17 protein-coding genes are annotated in these 18060 nt (G+C 62.3%); 13 read left to right on the forward strand and 4 right to left on the reverse strand.

What is annotated here, in order from left to right; genetic code table 11:
* Positions 1 to 30 precede the first annotated feature (30 nt).
* The 12 genes from ndk (at position 31) to OXH74_RS13825 (ending at position 11695) form a co-directional block, all read left to right on the forward strand.
* A complete protein-coding gene (ndk, locus tag OXH74_RS13770) occupies positions 31 to 462 on the forward strand; it encodes a nucleoside-diphosphate kinase (protein ID WP_215378295.1) in 432 nt (143 codons plus the stop codon).
* A gap of 24 nt (positions 463 to 486) precedes the next feature.
* Positions 487 to 1635 (forward strand): 23S rRNA (adenine(2503)-C(2))-methyltransferase RlmN, encoded by a 1149-nt coding sequence (gene rlmN, locus OXH74_RS13775; protein ID WP_375737514.1) that lies wholly within the window; start codon positions 487 to 489, stop codon positions 1633 to 1635.
* 13 nt (positions 1636 to 1648) lie between these two features.
* Positions 1649 to 2404, forward strand: a complete 756-nt coding sequence (gene pilW / locus OXH74_RS13780; RefSeq protein WP_215378302.1) for a type IV pilus biogenesis/stability protein PilW — start codon at positions 1649 to 1651, stop codon at positions 2402 to 2404.
* Positions 2404 to 3477: a RodZ domain-containing protein gene (locus tag OXH74_RS13785; protein ID WP_375737515.1), complete on the forward strand. Its 1074-nt coding sequence runs from the start codon at positions 2404 to 2406 to the stop codon at positions 3475 to 3477. The genes pilW and OXH74_RS13785 overlap by 1 nt, the downstream gene beginning before the upstream one ends.
* Before the next feature lie 3 nt (positions 3478 to 3480).
* Complete coding sequence (gene ispG, locus OXH74_RS13790; protein ID WP_215378306.1) at positions 3481 to 4593, forward strand: flavodoxin-dependent (E)-4-hydroxy-3-methylbut-2-enyl-diphosphate synthase; 1113 nt, start codon at positions 3481 to 3483, stop codon at positions 4591 to 4593.
* Positions 4594 to 4608: 15 nt separating this feature from the next.
* Positions 4609 to 5898: a histidine--tRNA ligase gene (hisS, locus tag OXH74_RS13795; RefSeq protein WP_375737516.1), complete on the forward strand. Its 1290-nt coding sequence runs from the start codon at positions 4609 to 4611 to the stop codon at positions 5896 to 5898.
* Positions 5899 to 5928: 30 nt separating this feature from the next.
* Complete coding sequence (locus OXH74_RS13800) at positions 5929 to 6567, forward strand: YfgM family protein (protein ID WP_375737517.1); 639 nt, start codon at positions 5929 to 5931, stop codon at positions 6565 to 6567.
* A 4-nt stretch (positions 6568 to 6571) separates the two neighbouring features.
* Complete coding sequence (gene bamB / locus OXH74_RS13805) at positions 6572 to 7711, forward strand: outer membrane protein assembly factor BamB (RefSeq protein ID WP_375737518.1); 1140 nt, start codon at positions 6572 to 6574, stop codon at positions 7709 to 7711.
* Between the two features lie 78 nt (positions 7712 to 7789).
* Positions 7790 to 9268, forward strand: a complete 1479-nt coding sequence (der, locus tag OXH74_RS13810; RefSeq protein WP_375737519.1) for a ribosome biogenesis GTPase Der — start codon at positions 7790 to 7792, stop codon at positions 9266 to 9268.
* A 191-nt stretch (positions 9269 to 9459) separates the two neighbouring features.
* Positions 9460 to 10608, forward strand: a complete 1149-nt coding sequence (locus OXH74_RS13815) for a pyridoxal phosphate-dependent aminotransferase (RefSeq protein WP_375737520.1) — start codon at positions 9460 to 9462, stop codon at positions 10606 to 10608.
* Positions 10596 to 11390 (forward strand): amidohydrolase, encoded by a 795-nt coding sequence (locus tag OXH74_RS13820; protein WP_375737521.1) that lies wholly within the window; start codon positions 10596 to 10598, stop codon positions 11388 to 11390. The genes OXH74_RS13815 and OXH74_RS13820 overlap by 13 nt, the downstream gene beginning before the upstream one ends.
* Before the next feature lie 113 nt (positions 11391 to 11503).
* A complete protein-coding gene (locus OXH74_RS13825; protein WP_375737522.1) occupies positions 11504 to 11695 on the forward strand; it encodes a carbohydrate-binding protein in 192 nt (63 codons plus the stop codon).
* 91 nt (positions 11696 to 11786) lie between these two features.
* Here the strand turns inward: OXH74_RS13825 and leuA are convergent, their stop codons facing one another.
* The 4 genes from leuA to xseA all read right to left on the reverse strand — a co-directional run bounded on the left by leuA (position 11787) and on the right by xseA (position 17392).
* Positions 11787 to 13457 (reverse strand): 2-isopropylmalate synthase, encoded by a 1671-nt coding sequence (gene leuA, locus OXH74_RS13830; protein ID WP_375737523.1) that lies wholly within the window; start codon positions 13455 to 13457, stop codon positions 11787 to 11789.
* 354 nt (positions 13458 to 13811) lie between these two features.
* Entirely contained in the window at positions 13812 to 15068 is a 1257-nt protein-coding gene (locus tag OXH74_RS13835; RefSeq protein WP_375737524.1) for a mechanosensitive ion channel family protein, read from the reverse strand.
* Positions 15069 to 15179: 111 nt separating this feature from the next.
* The gene (locus tag OXH74_RS13840; protein WP_375737525.1) at positions 15180 to 16010 is read right to left on the reverse strand and encodes a peptidoglycan DD-metalloendopeptidase family protein; all 831 of its coding nucleotides are present in this window, start codon (positions 16008 to 16010) and stop codon (positions 15180 to 15182) included.
* Positions 16011 to 16012: 2 nt separating this feature from the next.
* The gene (gene xseA, locus OXH74_RS13845; protein ID WP_375737526.1) at positions 16013 to 17392 is read right to left on the reverse strand and encodes an exodeoxyribonuclease VII large subunit; all 1380 of its coding nucleotides are present in this window, start codon (positions 17390 to 17392) and stop codon (positions 16013 to 16015) included.
* A gap of 97 nt (positions 17393 to 17489) precedes the next feature.
* On the opposite strand from xseA, the gene OXH74_RS13850 reads away from it, so the two are divergent.
* Positions 17490 to 18041, forward strand: a complete 552-nt coding sequence (locus OXH74_RS13850) for a sugar ABC transporter ATPase (protein ID WP_215378329.1) — start codon at positions 17490 to 17492, stop codon at positions 18039 to 18041.
* Positions 18042 to 18060: the final 19 nt, after the last annotated feature.

An 18060-nucleotide genomic window follows, 5' to 3' on the forward strand; every position in this document is an offset into this window, starting at 1 on the left:
CGCTTTAATCCTTGTTTCTGGAGTTTTTCCATGGCTGTCGAACGTACCCTCTCCATCATCAAGCCGGATGCCGTTGCCAAGAACGTCGTTGGTGAGATCGTCACCCGCTTCGAAAAGGCTGGCCTGCGCGTCGTTGCGGCCAAGATGGTCCAGCTGTCCGAGCGCGAAGCCGGCGGCTTCTATGCCGAGCACAAGGAGCGCGGCTTCTTCAAGGACCTCGTTTCCTTCATGACCTCCGGTCCGGTTGTCGTTCAGGTACTGGAAGGCGAGAACGCCATTGCCAAGAACCGTGAGCTGATGGGCGCTACCGATCCGAAGAAAGCTGACGCCGGCACCATTCGCGCTGATTTCGCCGTTTCCATCGACGAAAACGCCGTTCACGGTTCCGACTCCGAGGCTTCCGCTGCTCGCGAAATCGCTTACTTCTTCGCCGCCACCGAAGTGTGCGCTCGCATTCGCTAATGGCGAACGCGCGAGGGTGAAGCCATGAATGAATCGACCGGTAAAGTGAACCTGCTGGGCCTGACCCAGCCGCAACTGGAAAGCTTCTTCGAGTCCATCGGGGAGAAGCGCTTCCGCGCCGGCCAGGTGATGAAGTGGATTCACCACTTTGGCGTCGATGATTTCGACGCCATGAGCAATATCGGCAAGGCCTTGCGCGAAAAGCTCAAGGCCTCTGCCGAGATTCGCGGCCCGGAAGTGGTCAGTCAGGACATTTCCAGCGACGGCACCCGCAAATGGGTGGTGCGCGTGGCCTCCGGTAGCTGCGTTGAAACTGTTTACATTCCCCAGGGAGGGCGCGGCACGCTCTGCGTTTCGTCCCAGGCCGGCTGTGCGCTGGATTGCAGCTTCTGCTCCACCGGCAAGCAGGGTTTCAACAGTGACCTGACTTCGGCTGAAGTGATCGGCCAGGTCTGGATCGCCAACAAATCGTTCGGCACCATCCCGGCGAAGATCGACCGTGCCATCACCAACGTGGTGATGATGGGCATGGGCGAACCGCTGCTGAATTTCGATAACGTGGTCGCCGCCATGAACATCATGATGGACGACCTCGGCTACGGTATCTCCAAGCGCAAAGTCACGCTGTCCACCTCGGGCGTGGCCCCGATGATCGACAAGCTTGGCGAAGTGATCGATGTATCGCTGGCGTTGTCGCTGCACGCACCCAACGACCCGCTGCGCAATGAGTTGGTACCGATCAACAAGAAGTATCCGCTGGCTGTGGTACTGGACGCCTGCCGCCGCTATATCTCCCGTCTTGGCGAAAAGCGCGTGCTGACGATCGAGTACACCCTGCTTAAGGACGTCAACGACCAGCCCGCGCACGCGGCGCAGATGATCGAGTTGCTCAAGGACTTCCCTTGCAAGATCAACTTGATCCCCTTCAACCCGTTCCCGCACTCGGGGTATGAGCGGCCGAGCAACAACTCGATCCGCCGCTTCCAGGACCTGTTGCACAAGGCCGGACACAATGTCACCGTCCGCACCACGCGTGGCGAAGACATCGACGCAGCCTGTGGACAGCTGGTCGGCCAGGTGATGGATCGCACCCGCCGCAGCGAGCGCTATATCGCTGTGCGTCAGCTGAATGCTGACGCTGAGACTGCACGCGATACTGCGAACCGGAACTGAAGGACGAACACCCATGACCCTGCGCGCCATGCTGCTGCTTGTTTTCGCTAGCCTGCTGGCTGCCTGCGTGTCGACTGGTCACGTCGATCCGATGACGACTGACCAGGGGCGTGATGCCGCGCGTGACGCCTATATCCAGTTGGGCATCGGTTACCTGCAGCAGGGCGATTCGGAGCGGGCCAAGGTACCGCTGAAGAAAGCCCTGGAACTGGATCCTTCGAACGCCGACGCACATGCGGCACTGGCCTTGGTGTTCCAGAGCGAGATCGAGCCTGAACTGGCTGATGAGCACTACCGCAAGGCGCTATCGGCGCGTAAGGATGCTCGTATCCTGAACAACTACGGCAGCTTCCTCTTCGAGCAGGGGCGTTACAAGGACGCTTATGAGCGCTTCGAGGAAGCGGCCGCTGATAACCTCTATCCAGAGCGCTCACGTGTCTTCGAGAACCTCGGCATGACCGCGTTGAAGATGCAGCAGGTGCCGCTGGCCAAGCAGCATTTTGAGAAGTCCCTGCGCCTCAATCGTCAGCAGCCATTGGCGCTGTTGGAGATGGCGCAGCTCTCGTTCAACGAAAAGCAGTACGTCCCGGCACGTGATTATTACAAGCGTTTCAGCGGCATAGCCCCACAGAATGCGCGGAGCCTGCTGCTCGGCTCGCGCCTGGCACGGATTTTTGAAGACCGTGATCAGGCTGCCACCCTGGGCCTGCAACTCAAACGACTCTATCCCGGTACGCCGGAATATCAGCAATACCTTTCGGAGCAATGATGAAAGCGTCGCATCCCGAAGCTGTAGCGGCGACTCGCGCGAACCCAGGCGAGACCCTGCGTCACGCCCGCGAGGGCAAAGACTGGACCATCGACGAGGTCGCTCGTCATCTCAACCTGACCGAGCAGGCCCTGCGCCAGCTCGAAGCTGGAGCGTTCGACCAGCTGCCGGGGCATACCTTCGCCCGAGGCTACGTGCGCGCCTACGCAAAGTTGTTGGGCATGGACCAGGCTAGCCTGGTGAACGAGTTCGACCAGTACACCGGTACCGATGCCAAGGGCAGCAGTGTGCACAGCCTCGGTCGTATCGAAGAACCTGTGCGCCTGTCGCAGAGTGTTCTGCGAATTGTCAGCTTTGTCATCCTGGTGGCCCTTGGTGGTATCGGCTTCCTCTGGTGGCAGGAGCAGTCGCAGCGTGGCAAGGAAGAGCCTGCCAACGCCAGTCTTGAACATGTGGAAGTCGAGAGTGCCGATGGCACCACGCAGATCCACCCGCTGGATGAACCCGAAGACCAGGCCGCTGCACAAGCCCAGGAGGGGGAGGCTCCCGTGCCCGTCCAGGTTTCGCCTGAACTGGCGGCCCAACCTGATCAGGCCGCGTCACCCGACGCGACTCCGGCCGCGCCTTCTGCTCCGGCAAGTGAGGCTCCGGCACCCCCTGGCTCCCCTGAGGACTCCATACCAACGCCTGCCAATCCGGCTGCACCGGCACCTGCGCCGTCAGCTCCAGCTCCGGCGCCCGCAATACCGGCAGTACCGGCAGCGAGCGTTGCCGCAGTTGCCTCTGATCCTGCTTCCGCTGCGGCACCTCAGCCGCCGGCCGTTGCCGCCGGGCAGGGGGTCGTACGTATCAAATTCACTGCTAACTGCTGGACCCAGGTTACCGACGCCGATGGCAAGGTACTGGTCAGCGCTCTGAAGCGAACCGGCGATAGCCTGGAGTTGGCCGGCAAGGTCCCCTTCGAAGTCCGTCTGGGTTTCGCCCGCGGCGCGCAGCTTAGCTTCAACGGCCAATCCGTGGACGTCGCACCCTTCGTCCGTGGCGAAACCGCACGCCTGAAGTTGGGGCAGTAACCCATGCATTGCGAATCCCCGATCAAACGCCGTCACTCCCGGAAAATCTGGGTAGGTTCTGTTCCCGTGGGCGGCGATGCGCCCATTGCGGTGCAGAGCATGACCAACACAGACACCTGCGATGTCGCCGCTACCGTTGGCCAGATCCAGCGACTGGTTGACGCAGGCGTCGATATCGTTCGCGTATCCGTGCCGGACATGGACGCAGCCGAAGCCTTTGGCAAGATCAAACAGCTGGTCCAGGTACCTCTGGTTGCCGATATCCACTTTGACTACAAGATTGCCTTGCGCGTCGCTGAATTAGGTGTCGATTGCCTGCGCATCAACCCCGGCAATATCGGCCGAGAGGACCGTGTCAGGGCAGTGGTAGATGCAGCTCGCGACCGTGGCATTCCAATCCGCATCGGGGTCAATGCTGGTTCGCTGGAGAAGGACCTGCAAAAAAAATACGGCGAGCCGACCCCGCAAGCACTGGTCGAGTCCGCAATGCGCCACGTCGAACACCTCGACAAGCTCGATTTCCAAGATTTCAAGGTCAGCGTCAAGGCCTCCGATGTCTTTATGGCCGTCGAAGCTTATCGCCTGCTGGCCAAGCAGATCGTACAGCCGCTGCACCTCGGTATCACCGAGGCGGGCGGGCTGCGTTCTGGAACGGTGAAGTCCGCAGTCGGCCTGGGCATGCTGCTGGCTGAAGGTATTGGCGATACTATCCGTATCTCGCTGGCCGCCGATCCGGTCGAAGAGGTCAAGGTCGGCTTCGACATCCTCAAGTCGCTCCACCTGCGTTCGCGCGGCATCAACTTCATCGCCTGCCCGAGCTGCTCGCGGCAGAACTTCGATGTGGTCAAGACCATGAACGAGCTGGAGGGTCGTCTTGAGGACCTGCTGGTCCCGCTGGATGTCGCCGTAATCGGTTGTGTGGTCAACGGCCCCGGTGAAGCCAAGGAGGCCCATGTAGGCCTGACCGGTGGCACACCGAATAACCTCGTCTATATCGACGGCAAGCCCGCTCAGAAACTGACCAATGACAACCTGGTCGATGAGCTGGAGCGCCTGATCCGCCAGAAAGCGGCTGAAAAGGCCGAGGCTGATGCGGCGGTCATCGCCCGTAGCTGAATTTAAGGAATCCTCGTGAGCAAGACCCTGCAAGCTATCCGTGGCATGAATGACATCCTGCCGGAACAGACGCCCACCTGGCGTTACCTGGAAAATACCCTGGCGGAATTGCTGGATGGCTATGGTTACAAGGAAATCCGCCTGCCGATCCTCGAGTTCACCGAGCTGTTCGCGCGTGGTATCGGCGAAGGCACCGACGTGGTCGACAAGGAGATGTACACCTTCCTCGACCGCAACGAAGAGTCCCTGACCCTGCGGCCAGAAGGTACTGCCGGCTGCGTGCGGGCGATGCTGGAGCATGGTCTCACTGGCGGCGGCCAGGTCCAGAAACTCTGGTACGCCGGCCCGATGTTCCGCTACGAAAAGCCGCAGAAGGGCCGTTATCGCCAGTTCCACCAGATGGGTGTCGAGGTCTTCAACCTACCTGGGCCTGATATCGACGCTGAGCTCATCGTCCTGACCTGGCGCCTTTGGAAAAAGCTCGGCCTCGCCGACGCAGTGACCCTGCAACTCAATAGCCTGGGCTCCAGCGAGGCGCGTGCGCGTTACCGGGATGCCCTGGTGGCGTACTTGCAGGAGCGTTATGACCTGCTGGACGAAGACAGCCAGCGCCGCCTGACGACCAACCCGCTGCGCATCCTCGACAGCAAGAACGGTGGCACCCAGGCACTCCTGGTCGACGCCCCGACCTTGCACGACTACCTGGACGGAGAATCTATCGCCCACTTCGAGGGGCTCAAGGCGCGCCTGGATGCCGTCGGGATCCGCTACGAGATCAACCAGAAGCTGGTCCGCGGCCTCGACTATTACGGCCGTACCGTTTTCGAGTGGGTGACCGACAAGCTTGGTGCCCAGGGCACCGTTTGTGCCGGCGGCCGCTACGACGGACTGGTCAGCCAGTTCGGTGGCAAGCCGACTCCGGGTGTTGGTTACGCGATGGGCGTCGAACGCCTTGTGCTGCTGCTGGAAACTCTCGACCTGGTGCCGGAAGAGCTAAGCAGACCGGCGGATGTCTATCTCTGCGCCTTCGGCGAGCCGGCCGAACTGGCAGCCCTGGGCTTGGCCGAGCGGCTGCGCGATGCATTGCCGGGCGTGCGCTTGCTGGTCAACGCCGGGGCCGGAAGTTTCAAGAGCCAGTTCAAGAAGGCCGACAAGAGCGGGGCGCGCTACGCCCTGATCCTGGGGGACGACGAACTTGCCAAGCGCGTGGTAGGTTTCAAGCCGCTGCGTGATGACAGCGAACAACAAAGCATTGCCTGGGATGCTCTTGCCGAGCACCTGGCCGCCTGCCTGGCGCAGGCTTGAGCATTCAGCGATTAGGAGTAAGGGATCAGCATGCAAACCGAAGAAGAACAGATTGCGGAGCTCAAGGACTGGTGGCAACGCAACGGCAAGCCCTTGCTCACTGGCGGCGTATTGGCGCTGGCCGTGGTCTTCGGATGGCAGGCCTGGCAGAAGTACCAGACCAACCACGCACAGGGTGCTTCGATCCTGTACCAACAGCTGCTGGAAACGACGCTTACTCCGAGCGGCACTCCCGATGCAGCCAAGGTGGCAGAACTCGCTGGCAAGCTGAAGAGCGAATTCGCCGGTAGCCATTACGCCCAGTACGGTAGTCTGTTCGTGGCCAAGGTCGCGGTCGAGGCCGGTAAGCTCGACGATGCCGCTGCCGAGCTCAAAACTGTACTCGACAAGCCCGCCGACGACACCCTGGCCGAGCTGGCTCGCCAGCGTCTGGCACGGGTCTTGGCCGCCCAAGGGAAAGCCGAGGATGCGCTGAAGCTGCTGGAGGGGGATGCTGACAAGGCGTTCGCTGCCAGCCGTGAAGAGCTCAAGGGTGACTTCCTGGTGCAACTGGGGCGTGCCGACGAGGCTCATGCCGCCTACCAGAAGGCCAAGGCCGCATTGCCAGAAGATGCTGCTGTGGGTGGCCTGCAGATGAAAATCGACGACCTGGCTAAAGGGGACGCCTGACGTGATGCGTTGGAAGAATGCCGCACTGCTCGCCCTCGCCGTCCTGGCTGTCGGTTGCAGCAGCAATAGCAAGAAGGAACTGCCTCCTGCCGAGCTGCCTGAGATTACCGAGGAAGTATCGCTGGAGAAGGGCTGGAGCCGTTCGATCGGCGAAGGCCAGGGTGAAACCTATAACCTGCTGGTTCCGGCGGTCGATGGCGATGTGATCTACGCCGCCGATGTCGAAGGCGTGGTCATGGCGATCAACCGCTTCGACGGCGATGTGATCTGGAAGCAGGATCTCGAACTCCCGGTTTCCGGCGCCGTTGGTGTGGGTTCCGGCCTTGTCATGCTCGGTACCCTGAAAGGTGAAGTGGTGGCGCTGGACGCCAGCACGGGCGAAGAAAAATGGCGTTCCCGCGTCAATGGCGAAGTACTCGCGCCGCCAGCCAGCAATGGTGACGTGGTCGTGGTACAGACCCAGAACGACACCCTGTTCGCCTTCGATGCATCGACCGGCAACCAGCGCTGGATGTTCGAGAACACGCCCGCTGTGCTGACCCTGCGTGGAACCGGTGGCCCGGTAGTGACCAACCGTCTGGCTGTTGCCGGCCTGTCCAGCGGCAAGGTAATCGCCCTGGACGTCCAGCGTGGCATTCCGGTGTGGGAGCAGCGTGTTGCCGTTCCCCAGGGGCGTTCCGAACTGGATCGTGTGGTAGACATCGACGGCGGGCTGCTGCTGTCGGCCGACACGCTGTATGTCGCGACGTATCAGGGGCGCGTCGCTGCGCTCGACTTGGAGAGCGGTCGCGTGCTCTGGCAGCGTGAAGCTTCCAGCTATGCCGGCGTTGCGCAGGGATTCGGCAACGTTTACGTAAGCCTGGCCAATGGTAGCGTCGAAGGGATCGACGAGCGCTCTGCCTCTGCCTTGTGGACCAACGACTCGCTGGCACGTCGCCAGCTGTCGGCTCCTGAAGTGTTTTCCAGCTATGTGGCGGTAGGTGACTACGAAGGTTATGTGCACCTGTTGAGCCAGGTGGACGGTCATTTCGTCGGCCGCACGAAGGTCGACAGTGACGGTCTGCGTGCCCGGCCGCTGGTGGTTGGCGAGTGGATGTATGCCTATGGCAACGGCGGCAAGCTGGTCGCCCTGACCATCCGCTAAGCTAAACCACGATGTCCGGCCGCTGCCGTTCGACGGCAGCGGCCTTTGTGTTTTCAGAATTAATCAGTGGAGAGCCTTATGGTTCCCGTAATCGCCCTGGTGGGGCGGCCCAACGTGGGCAAGTCCACCTTGTTCAACCGCCTGACCAAGACCCGCAACGCGATCGTTGCGGAGTACGCCGGTCTGACCCGTGACCGCCAGTATGGCGAGGCGAAGTGGCAGGGGCGTACCTACATCGTCGTTGACACCGGGGGAATCTCCGGCGACGAGGACGGTATCGATGCGAAAATGGCCGCGCAGTCCCTACAGGCCATAGAAGAAGCAGACGCCGTGCTGTTCATGGTGGATTCCCGCGCAGGGATGACCGCTGCCGACCAGATGATCGCGGAGCACCTGCGCAAGCGGAACAAACGCTGCTTTCTGGTGGCGAACAAGGTCGACACCGTTGACCCTGACCTGGCCCGAGCAGAGTTCAGCCCGCTGGGTCTGGGTGACGCCTTGCCGATCGCAGCAGCTCACGGCCGCGGCATCAACCACATGCTGCAGGAAGCACTGGGTATTTTCCCCCGCGATAAGGATGCCGACGAACTCGAATCCTCCGAGGCTGAGGAAGTTGCCGAAGGCGCCGAACCGAGCCGCGTGCCCGGGCCGAGTGAGAAGGATGGCATCAAGATCGCCATCATCGGCCGTCCCAACGTTGGCAAGTCGACCCTGGTCAACCGCATGCTCGGTGAAGAGCGGGTCATCGTGTACGACCAGGCCGGTACGACGCGCGACAGCATCTACATTCCGTTCGAGCGCAACGAAGAGAAGTACACCCTGATCGACACCGCCGGTGTGCGCCGTCGCGGCAAGATCTTCGAAGCGGTGGAAAAGTTCTCAGTGGTCAAGACGCTGCAGGCGATCCAGGACGCCAACGTCGTGATCTTCGTCATGGATGCCCGCGAAGGGGTGGTCGAGCACGACCTGAACCTGCTCGGGTTCGTGCTGGAGACCGGCCGTGCGCTGGTCATCGCGCTGAACAAATGGGATGGCATGGAGCCGAGCGAGCGTGATTATGTGAAGACCGAACTGGAACGCCGGCTTTTCTTCGTCGATTTCGCCGACATCCACTTCATCTCGGCCTTGCACGGCACCGGAGTTGGGCATCTGTACAAATCGGTGCAGGAATCCTTCCGCTCGGCCATTACCCGCTGGCCCACCAGCCGCCTGACCCAGATCCTCGAGGATGCTGTGCAGGAGCACCAGCCGCCAATGGTCAACGGCCGTCGCATCAAGCTGCGTTATGCCCACTTGGGCGGTGCCAACCCGCCGCTGATCGTGATCCATGGCAACCAGGTGGATGCGGTACCGCGCTCCTACACCCGCTACCTGGAAAACACTTACAGAAGGGTGTTGCGCCTGGTCGGTACGCCGATCCGTATCGAGTACAAGGGTGGCGAAAACCCGTACGAAGGCAAGAAGAATACCCTGACAGAGCGCCAGGTGAACAAGAAGCGCCGGCTCATGTCGCACCACAAGAAGGCAGAGAAGAAACGCCGCGACAAGAAGCGTTGATACTCGCTGGATCGGAAGAGGGCGCCCAGGTGGCGCCCTTTTTTCATGCCTCGTGGGGGCTGGCATCCTTTGAGGGGGCGAATTCATTCGCGAAACGCCTCGGTGCCCCGCCAAGGACATGCTCAGGTTGGTGACCACCACATTCAGGCTTTAAGCTATGCACACTTCCCAGTCGCCAGCGGCCTGATGAAATGATCCACAGCAAGTTGCCCAACGTCGGCACCACGATTTTCACCCGCATGTCCCAGCTCGCCGCGGAAACCGGCGCGCTCAACCTGTCCCAGGGCTTCCCTGATTTCGCCGCGCCGGCTGCTCTCTGCGAGGCGGTCGGTCGGCACATTGCTGCCGGGCATAACCAATACGCGCCGATGACCGGCTTGCCGGCATTGCGTGAACAGGTTGCGGCGAAGGTAGCGACCTTCTACCGCCGCCAGGTCAGCTCCGATAGCGAGGTGACCATCACCCCCGGCGCCACCGAGGCGATCTTCTGTGCGATCCAGGCCGTGGTGCGGGCCGGCGATGAAGTGATCGTCCTCGACCCGTCCTACGACAGCTACGAGCCGTCGGTTGAGTTGGCCGGCGGTCGCTGCGTCCATGTGCCCCTGGCCCTGCCCGGTTTCTCCATCGACTGGCAGCGCATGCGCGATGCGCTCAGTTCGCGGACGCGGCTGATCATCATCAACAGCCCGCACAACCCCAGTGGGGCACTGATTTCCCGTGTCGAACTGGACCAGCTCGCGGAGCTGATCCGGGATCGCGATATCTACCTGATTTCGGACGAGGTCTACGAACACCTGCTGTTCGATGGCGCCCAGCATGTGAGTGTCCTGCAGCACGATGAGTTGTATGCGCGTGCTTTCGTCATCAGCTCGTTTGGCAAGACCTACCACGTCACGGGTTGGAAGACGGGTTACGTCGTAGCGCCGCCAGCACTGTCGGCCGAGCTGCGCAAAGTGCACCAATATGTCAACTTCTGTGGCGTAACCCCGCTGCAGTGGGCGCTGGCTGACTTCATGGCCGAGCACCCAGAGCACCTGGCCGAGCTGCCAGGTTTCTACCAGGGCAAACGCGATCTCTTCTGCGACCTCCTGGCGGTTTCGCGCTTCAGCTTCACCCGGGCGCCGGGTACCTACTTCCAGTTGGTGGATTACAGCGCCATCCGTCCCGAGCTTGACGATGTGGCCATGTCCGAATGGTTGACCCGCGAGCATGGCGTTGCCGCAATTCCCGTGTCGGTCTTCTACCAGAGTCCACCGAAGGACCTGCGCCTGGTGCGCTTCTGCTTCGCCAAACGTGAGGAGACGCTGCGTCAGGCGGCGGAAAAGCTATGCGCGATCTGACCGCACTACCAGACCTCAAGCTGGCCTTGGTGCAGACCACGCTGGCCTGGCATGACAGCGCCGCCAACATTGCGCATTTCGAAGGCATGCTCGAATCGGCCCGGGGCGCCGATCTCGTCGTGCTGCCGGAGATGTTCACCACCGGCTTCTCGATGGAGTCCGAAGTCCTGGCTGAACCGGAGCAGGGCCCGACCTATGCCTGGCTGCAAGCGCAGGCACGACGCCTTGACGCCGTGATCACCGGCAGCCTGATCATCCGGGCCGCCGATGGCAGCCACCGTAACCGCCTGCTTTGGGCGCGCCCGGATGGTGAAGTGCTGCACTACGACAAACGCCACCTGTTCCGCATGGCCGGCGAACACAAGCATTACACGCCGGGGGAAACCCAGGCCCTGTTCGAGCTGAAGGGTTGGCGGATACGCCCGCTTATCTGTTACGACCTTCGCTTCCCGGTATGGAGCCGTGACCCACACGGCACCGACCTGCTGCTGTACACAGCGAACTGGCCGGCAGCGCGCCGCCATCACTGGAATCGACTGCTGCCGGCCCGAGCGGTGGAGAACCTCTGTTACGTCGCGGCAGTGAACCGCGTCGGCGAGGACGGCAAGGGCCACGCCTACAGTGGCGACAGCCAGGTGCTCGATTTCCAAGGCGAAACCATGCTGGATACCGGTGGGGGCGATGGCGTGTTCCTCGCTACGCTTTCGGCGGCCCATCTGGCGTCCTATCGCGAGCGCTTCCCCGCGTACCTGGATGCGGATAGCTTCAGCATCCAGCCCTGACCACCTCATTCCGCCTCGGCACCAGCCCGGTGCCGAGGTGCCTGTCGATCGCTCGCTCTTAAGACGCGTCCGGAATACCCCTCCTTACCGCGGCGGCCCGCTATCTCCGCCTGGTGGCGACCTCTGCCACCTGCAAGCCCGAGTGGAAAGCGAACGCCGAGTACCAGACTGGTGACAAGGTGCAGTGGAAGGGGCGTGAGTACCTCGCCCGCTGGTGGACCCGTGGCAACGAGCCGGGCAAACCGGCCTTCATCGGGCTGGACGGCAGCGGCAAGGTCTGGCGTGACGAGGGCGCCTGCCACTGATTGCGGCCCTGGGCGTTGCCCTTGGACTTGCGGAGGGCGTGAGCAAAGAAAAACCCCGCTATAAGCGGGGTTTTTCCGTTCGGCAGTAACCTCAGGCCGCTTGGGCCTCAGCTTGGCTCAGCGCACGGTTGAGGGCGCTGAACAGCGCGCGGAAGCTCGCCGTGGTCAGGTTCTCGTCGATGCCGATGCCATGCAGGGCGCGGCCGTTGTTGACGCGCAGCTCGATGTAGGCTGCAGCCTTGGCGTTGGTGCCGGAGCCGATAGCGTGCTCGGAGTAGTCCATGATCTCCACCTTGACCGGCAGGCTGGCGACCAGGGCTTCCAACGGTCCCTTGCCCATGCCGCGCAGGTGCTGGGTTTCACCCTTGACGGCAACCTCGATATCCACCGCGCTGGTGCCGTTCTCTTCCTGCAGGCGATGACCTTTGAGGGTGTACGGGGAAGTGGCCTGCAGGTACTCGCTTTCGAGCAGGCGGTAGATCTGCTGCGCAGTCATTTCCAGGCCCAGGCGGTCGGTCTCCTTCTGCACGACCTGGCTGAATTCGATCTGCATGCGGCGCGGCAGGCTGATGCCGTACTCCTGCTCCAGCAGGAAGGTGATGCCGCCCTTGCCGGACTGGCTGTTGACGCGGATAACCGCCTCGTAGCTGCGGCCGATGTCGGCCGGGTCGATCGGCAAATAGGGCACTTCCCACAGCGCGTCATCCTGCTGCTGGGCGAAGCCCTTGCGGATGGCGTCCTGGTGGGAACCGGAAAACGCGGTATGCACCAGGTCGCCGACATAAGGGTGGCGCGGGTGAACCGGCAACTGATTGCACTCCTCGACCACCTTGCGCACGGCATCGATGTCGGAAAAATCCAGCTGAGGGTGGAGGCCCTGCGTGTACATGTTCAGTGCGACGGTCACCAGGTCGACGTTGCCGGTGCGTTCGCCATTGCCGAACAGGCAGCCTTCGACACGGTCAGCGCCGGCCATCAGGCCCAGTTCGGTGGCGGCGACGCCAGTGCCGCGGTCGTTGTGGGTGTGCAGGCTGATGATCACCGAGTCGCGACGGCTGACATGCCGGCAGAACCACTCGATCTGGTCGGCGTAGATGTTCGGCGTGGCACATTCCACGGTGGCCGGCAGGTTGAGGATGACTTTGTTCTGCGGTGTCGGTTGCCACACGTTGATCACGGCGTCGCAGACCTCTACGGCGAAGTCCAGCTCGGTGGAGCTGAAGATTTCCGGCGAATACTGGAAGGTCCACTGGGTTTCCGGCTGTTCGGTGGCCAGCTTCTTGATCAGCGTGGCGGCGTTTACCGCAATGTCGATCACGCCTTGCTTGTCCTGGTTGAACACGATGCGGCGGAAGGATGGCGCAGTGGCGTTATAGACGTGGACGATGGCCTTCTTCGCTCCGCGAAGGGACTCGAAGGTGCGAGTGATCAGATCTTCGCGAGCCTGGGTCAGCACCTGGATGGTGACATCGTCCGGAATGCGGTTGTTCTCGATCAGATCGCGCACGAAGTCGAAATCCGTCTGCGAGGCCGAAGGGAACGCTACCTCGATCTCTTTCAGGCCTACTTTCACCAGTGTCTCGAAGAACCGCAGCTTTTTCGGCGCATCCATCGGCTCGATCAGCGACTGGTTGCCGTCGCGCAAGTCGGAGCTGCACCAGATCGGTACTTCGGTGATGGTTTTGGACGGCCAGGTGCGGTCGGGCAGGTTGATGGCCGGGAACGCACGGTACTTGCGGGACGGGTCGTTGAGCATGGACATGGGGCAAATCCTTTTTCTTCGGGTCTGGCGGGCAGCCCGGACAAGTCGAAATGGGTAGCAGCGGCGGAGGCGGGTTCAGCTACGCAGTCGCGGGCTGACCAGTCGCAGGCAGGCGTGTTGACGCAGAAGAATGAGGGTATGTGCGGTTTTCATGGGGGTAACCCTATTCGGCGTGAGCGAACATGGCAAGTCTTGCTGAAAAATTGGTGGATTACATCGGTGGCGCTTCAAGGGTGAGATTTTATTGCGCTGACGATGCCTTTGGCTTGATTTGGTTGCTCTTGCATGAAGCGAGGCAGCTCGCGAATGGCGCCATCACTCATTCGCGAGTCAGGATCAGGCGCGACCGCTACCTCAGGAAGGGGCTTTCGGTGCAGCGGGCAGCCGCAGCTCGCGCATGTCGACCCCGCTGGGGTGCTGGAAGACTCGCAGGCCGAACTCCGGAAGGATCGCTAGCAGGTGGTCGAAGATGTCGGACTGGATAGCCTCGTAGCGCGACCAGACAGTGGTGGCAGTGAAGCAGTAAAGCTCCAGCGGCAAGCCGTCTGCGGTTGCCGCAAGTTGGCGCACCAGCAGCGTCATGTCTTTGCGGATGTCGCTGTTTTCCCGCAGGTAATTCTCCACGTAGGCGCGGAACGTGCCGAGGTTGGTCAACTGGCGACTGTTGATTGGTAGGCGGCTGGACTCGTCCAGTTGGCTGTTCCAGCTGAGCAGCTCGCTTTCCTTGGTCTTGAGGTAGCTGTTCAGCAGGCGGAAGCGGTGCAGTTGGACGATGTCCTCGTCGCTGAGGAAATGCACGCTGTTCTGATCCAGGTAGAGGCAGCGCTTGATCCGCCGCCCGCCGGATTCCTGCATCCCACGCCAGTTCTTGAACGAGTCGGTGATGAAACGCTTGGTGGGGATAGTGGTGATGGTCTTGTCCCAGTTCTGCACCTTCACCGTATGCAGGGCGATGTCGACCACATCGCCGTCGGCGTTCAACTGAGGCATCTCCACCCAGTCGCCGACGCGGATGATGTCATTGGAGGTGATCTGCACGCTCGCCACCAGGGACAGCAGGGTGTCCTGGAAGATCAACATCAGCACTGCGGCCATGGCACCGAGGCCTGAGAGCAGGATCAGCGGCGAACGGTCGATCAGGCTGGCGATCATCAGGATCGTGGCGATGGCGAAGATCGCGATCTTCAGCACCTGCAAGTAGCCCTTGATGGGCCGCAGGTGGGCGTCCTTGCGGCGCTGGTAGAGGGTGTTGACGATATCCAGCACGGCGCTCAGGGCCAGGGCGATGGTAAGGGTGATGAAGGCAGCGCAGACGTTGGTCACCACTTCCACCAGGCTGCTTGGCAGGTTGGGGACGACCTTCACCCCGCCGGCCAGCACCAGCGCCGGCAGCACATTGGCCAGGCGCTTGATCAGGCCGTGGTCCTGGATCGGCGCAGCGCGACCGTGGACAATGGCGCCAGCAGCGTGGAACAGTCCGCGGACCAGGATGCGCCTGACCAGCCAGTTGGACAGCCAGGCGAGCAGGATGAGGACGGTGGAGGCGACAATGGTGTGCAACTCGTCGTGCTGCCGCAGCCACTCCAGCCAGTGGATGAATTCGCTCTGCATGGGCGGCTCCCTGTGACTATCCGCTGGGCGGGGTCTAGCCCCGTAAACCGGGGGACCTTAGCAAATCCATCGCCGCACGCCCACGGCAGGCCGTTAACCGCAGGTGTAGGATCAGGGCCTGAATGCACCGATGAAGATGGCCGGGTCGACCCGCACATCATTGAGGCTGACATTCCAGTGCATGTGCGGGCCGGTCGCCCGTCCAGTAGCGCCTACCTGCCCGACCGCTACGCCACGCGGTACCTGCTGGCCGAGCTTCACGTCCACTTTGGACATGTGACAGAACATGCTGATCAGGCCTTGCCCGTGGTCGAGGAATACGGTGCGGCCATTGAAGAAGTAATCGCCGATCAGGATCACCTTACCTGCCGCAGGAGCCTTGATGGGCGTGCCGGCACCGACGGCGAAATCCAGGCCGGAGTGCGGGTTGCGCTCCTCGCCATTGAAGAAGCGGCGCAGGCCGAAAGGGCTGGAGAGCGGGCCGTCGACGGGTTTGTCGAATAGCAGGTTGCTTGGTGTTCCAGGGCTGAAACGCTGATACGCCTTGGTCTGCTCCGCCAGTTCGCGATCGATGCGTTTGAGGTCCTCGGGTAGCGGGTTCACCTTTCGCGTGTCTTTCAGGGTGATGCGCTGTTCCTTGTAATCCCGGCTGCGGACCTCGAAAGCCAGGGCGCGGCTGCCGTCAGCGTCTTGCACCTGGACCTGCTGCCGGCCGGGCTTGGTGGTCAGGGGGATACCGACAATGGCGATCCAGTCGCGGCCTTCCTCATGCACGATCAGCACCGGTTTACCTTGATAGCTGGCGGTTGGCGCCTGGCTGGCCGGGCCTAGCTGGACTACGGCGACGCCACCTGGAACCGGCTTGTTCAACAGGCGACTGATAAAACCTTCGGCATGGGCCGGCAGGGTAAGGCAGAGGAGCAGGGCGGCTACAAAACGCATGATCAGTCCAGCAAGGAGAGGTTCATGGGTGTGAGGTGGTTATCTTCCACCCGTACGTCCAGCTCGCCTTCAGCCAGTCGGGCCTTGAGGCGTTGGCCGGGGCGGGTCTGGCTGGCAGCGCGAACCGCCTGTCCCTTGTCGTCGAGCAGGATGCTGTAGCCCCGTCCGAGGGTGGCCAGTGGGCTGACGACGTGCAGCGTTTGTGCCAGGGAGTCGAGGCGCTGGCGCCGATCCTTCAGTGTCTCGCGGGCTGCGCGCGGTAGGCGGGCGGACAGGCTGTCGAGCTTCTGCCTGAGCAGGGTCAGTACGCGGCCGGGGTGCTGCGCTGCCAGGCGGGTGTCAAGGCGGGCCAGGCGCTCGTGGCGCACCTGAAGGTTGCGCTCGAACGCACGGCGAAGACGCATGTCGAGCTCGTCCAAGCGCTGGGACTGCTGGCGCAGGCGTTCGCCAGGGTGGCGCAGGCGCCGGAACAGGCCATCCAGGCGCAGGCGCTCGCGGGTCAGCTGGTCACGCAGGCGCAGGACCAGACGCCGATGCAGGCTGTCCAGGCGCTGTTGCAGGTCTCCGACATCCGGCGCCAGGAGTTCGGCGGCAGCGGAAGGGGTCGGGGCGCGAACGTCAGCGACGAAATCGCTGATGGATACGTCAGTCTCGTGGCCAACAGCGCTGACAATGGGCGTGCGGCAGGCTGCCACTGCGCGGGCGACGGCCTCTTCGTTGAAACACCAGAGGTCTTCCAGCGAACCGCCGCCACGGGCGAGGATCAGCGCATCGAAGCCTTGGGCATCGGCCAGCGCCAAGGCGCGGACGATCTGTCCGGTGGCCTCACGCCCCTGCACGGCGGTCGGGATCAGCGTGAGCTGAACCTGCGGCGCTCGGCGGCGGAACACACTGATGATGTCGCGGATCACCGCGCCGGTGGGCGAACTGACGATGCCAATGCGGCGAGGATGGGCCGGTAGAACCTGCTTGCGTTCGGCGGCGAACAGTCCCTCGGCGGCGAGCTTTTCCTTCAGTGTTTCGAAAGCCAGGCGCAGGGCGCCATCACCGGCAGGTTCCATTGCATCGGCGATCAACTGGTAGTCGCCGCGGCCTTCGAACAGCGAGACCTTGCCTCGCACCCGCACGGCCAGCCCATCACGCAGGGTCTGGCGCAGGCGCTGGGCGTTCTGGCGGAACAGCGCGCAGCGAACCTGGGCCTGGGCATCCTTGAGAGTGAAATAAAGATGGCCTGACGCAGGCCGGGCGAGGTTGGAAATCTCGCCTTCGACCCATACTTGCGGGAAGACGTCTTCCAGCAGATGGCGGGCGCGTTGATTGAGCTGGCTGACGGTCAGCACCTCGCGGTCGAGGCCGAGCCGTTGGAAGGGGTCCTTGATCATGGGGCAGCATGATAAAGGCTTTGCCTGGCTGCGCCATAGTTGAGGGGGTACGCGTGAAGTTAAACTGCGCGCCCTTCTTACCGAGCAGGAGCCTGATATGGAGAAGAACCAAGCGATAATCGTGCCTCAGGTATCCAGCGTCCCGGGACATCAGGCCCTGGCGGCGCGCATGCTGAACTGGTTGGCCAAGCGCAAGGTGGTCGACGCGCTGCCCAGCACTTGCGGCCGGCGCGGCAACCACATGGCCTATGCGATTGCCCCAGGCGCCCGGCAAGTGGTGAAGCATCCGGAGCGACTGCCCTTCGGCCAGCCGATCAACGGTCTGGAGGTGGTGGACAAGCGCTGCATCTATATCCCCAGCCGAGAATTCCTTGGTGAGGCCGGTTGCCCCGAGTGCCGTCAGGAGATCGGCGAGCCGCTGTTCGAGAGCCTCGACGACTGGGCTCCGGGCTACACGGATAATTTCACCTGTCCGGAATGCGGCCATGAAGACGATATCAATGGCTTTCTGTTCCTCCAGCCCTGCGGATTCTCCAACCTGGGATTCATCTTCAACGGCTGGGGGGAGGCGGCGTTCACCCAGGCCTTTCTTGATGCCTTTGCCGAGCGGCTGGGGTTCGCTGTGCGTGTGATTCGCGTTGATGACTGATTGGGCCTGGCTACCGCTG

Source organism: Metapseudomonas boanensis (genome assembly GCF_042232855.1).
Taxonomy (GTDB): domain Bacteria; phylum Pseudomonadota; class Gammaproteobacteria; order Pseudomonadales; family Pseudomonadaceae; genus Metapseudomonas; species Metapseudomonas boanensis.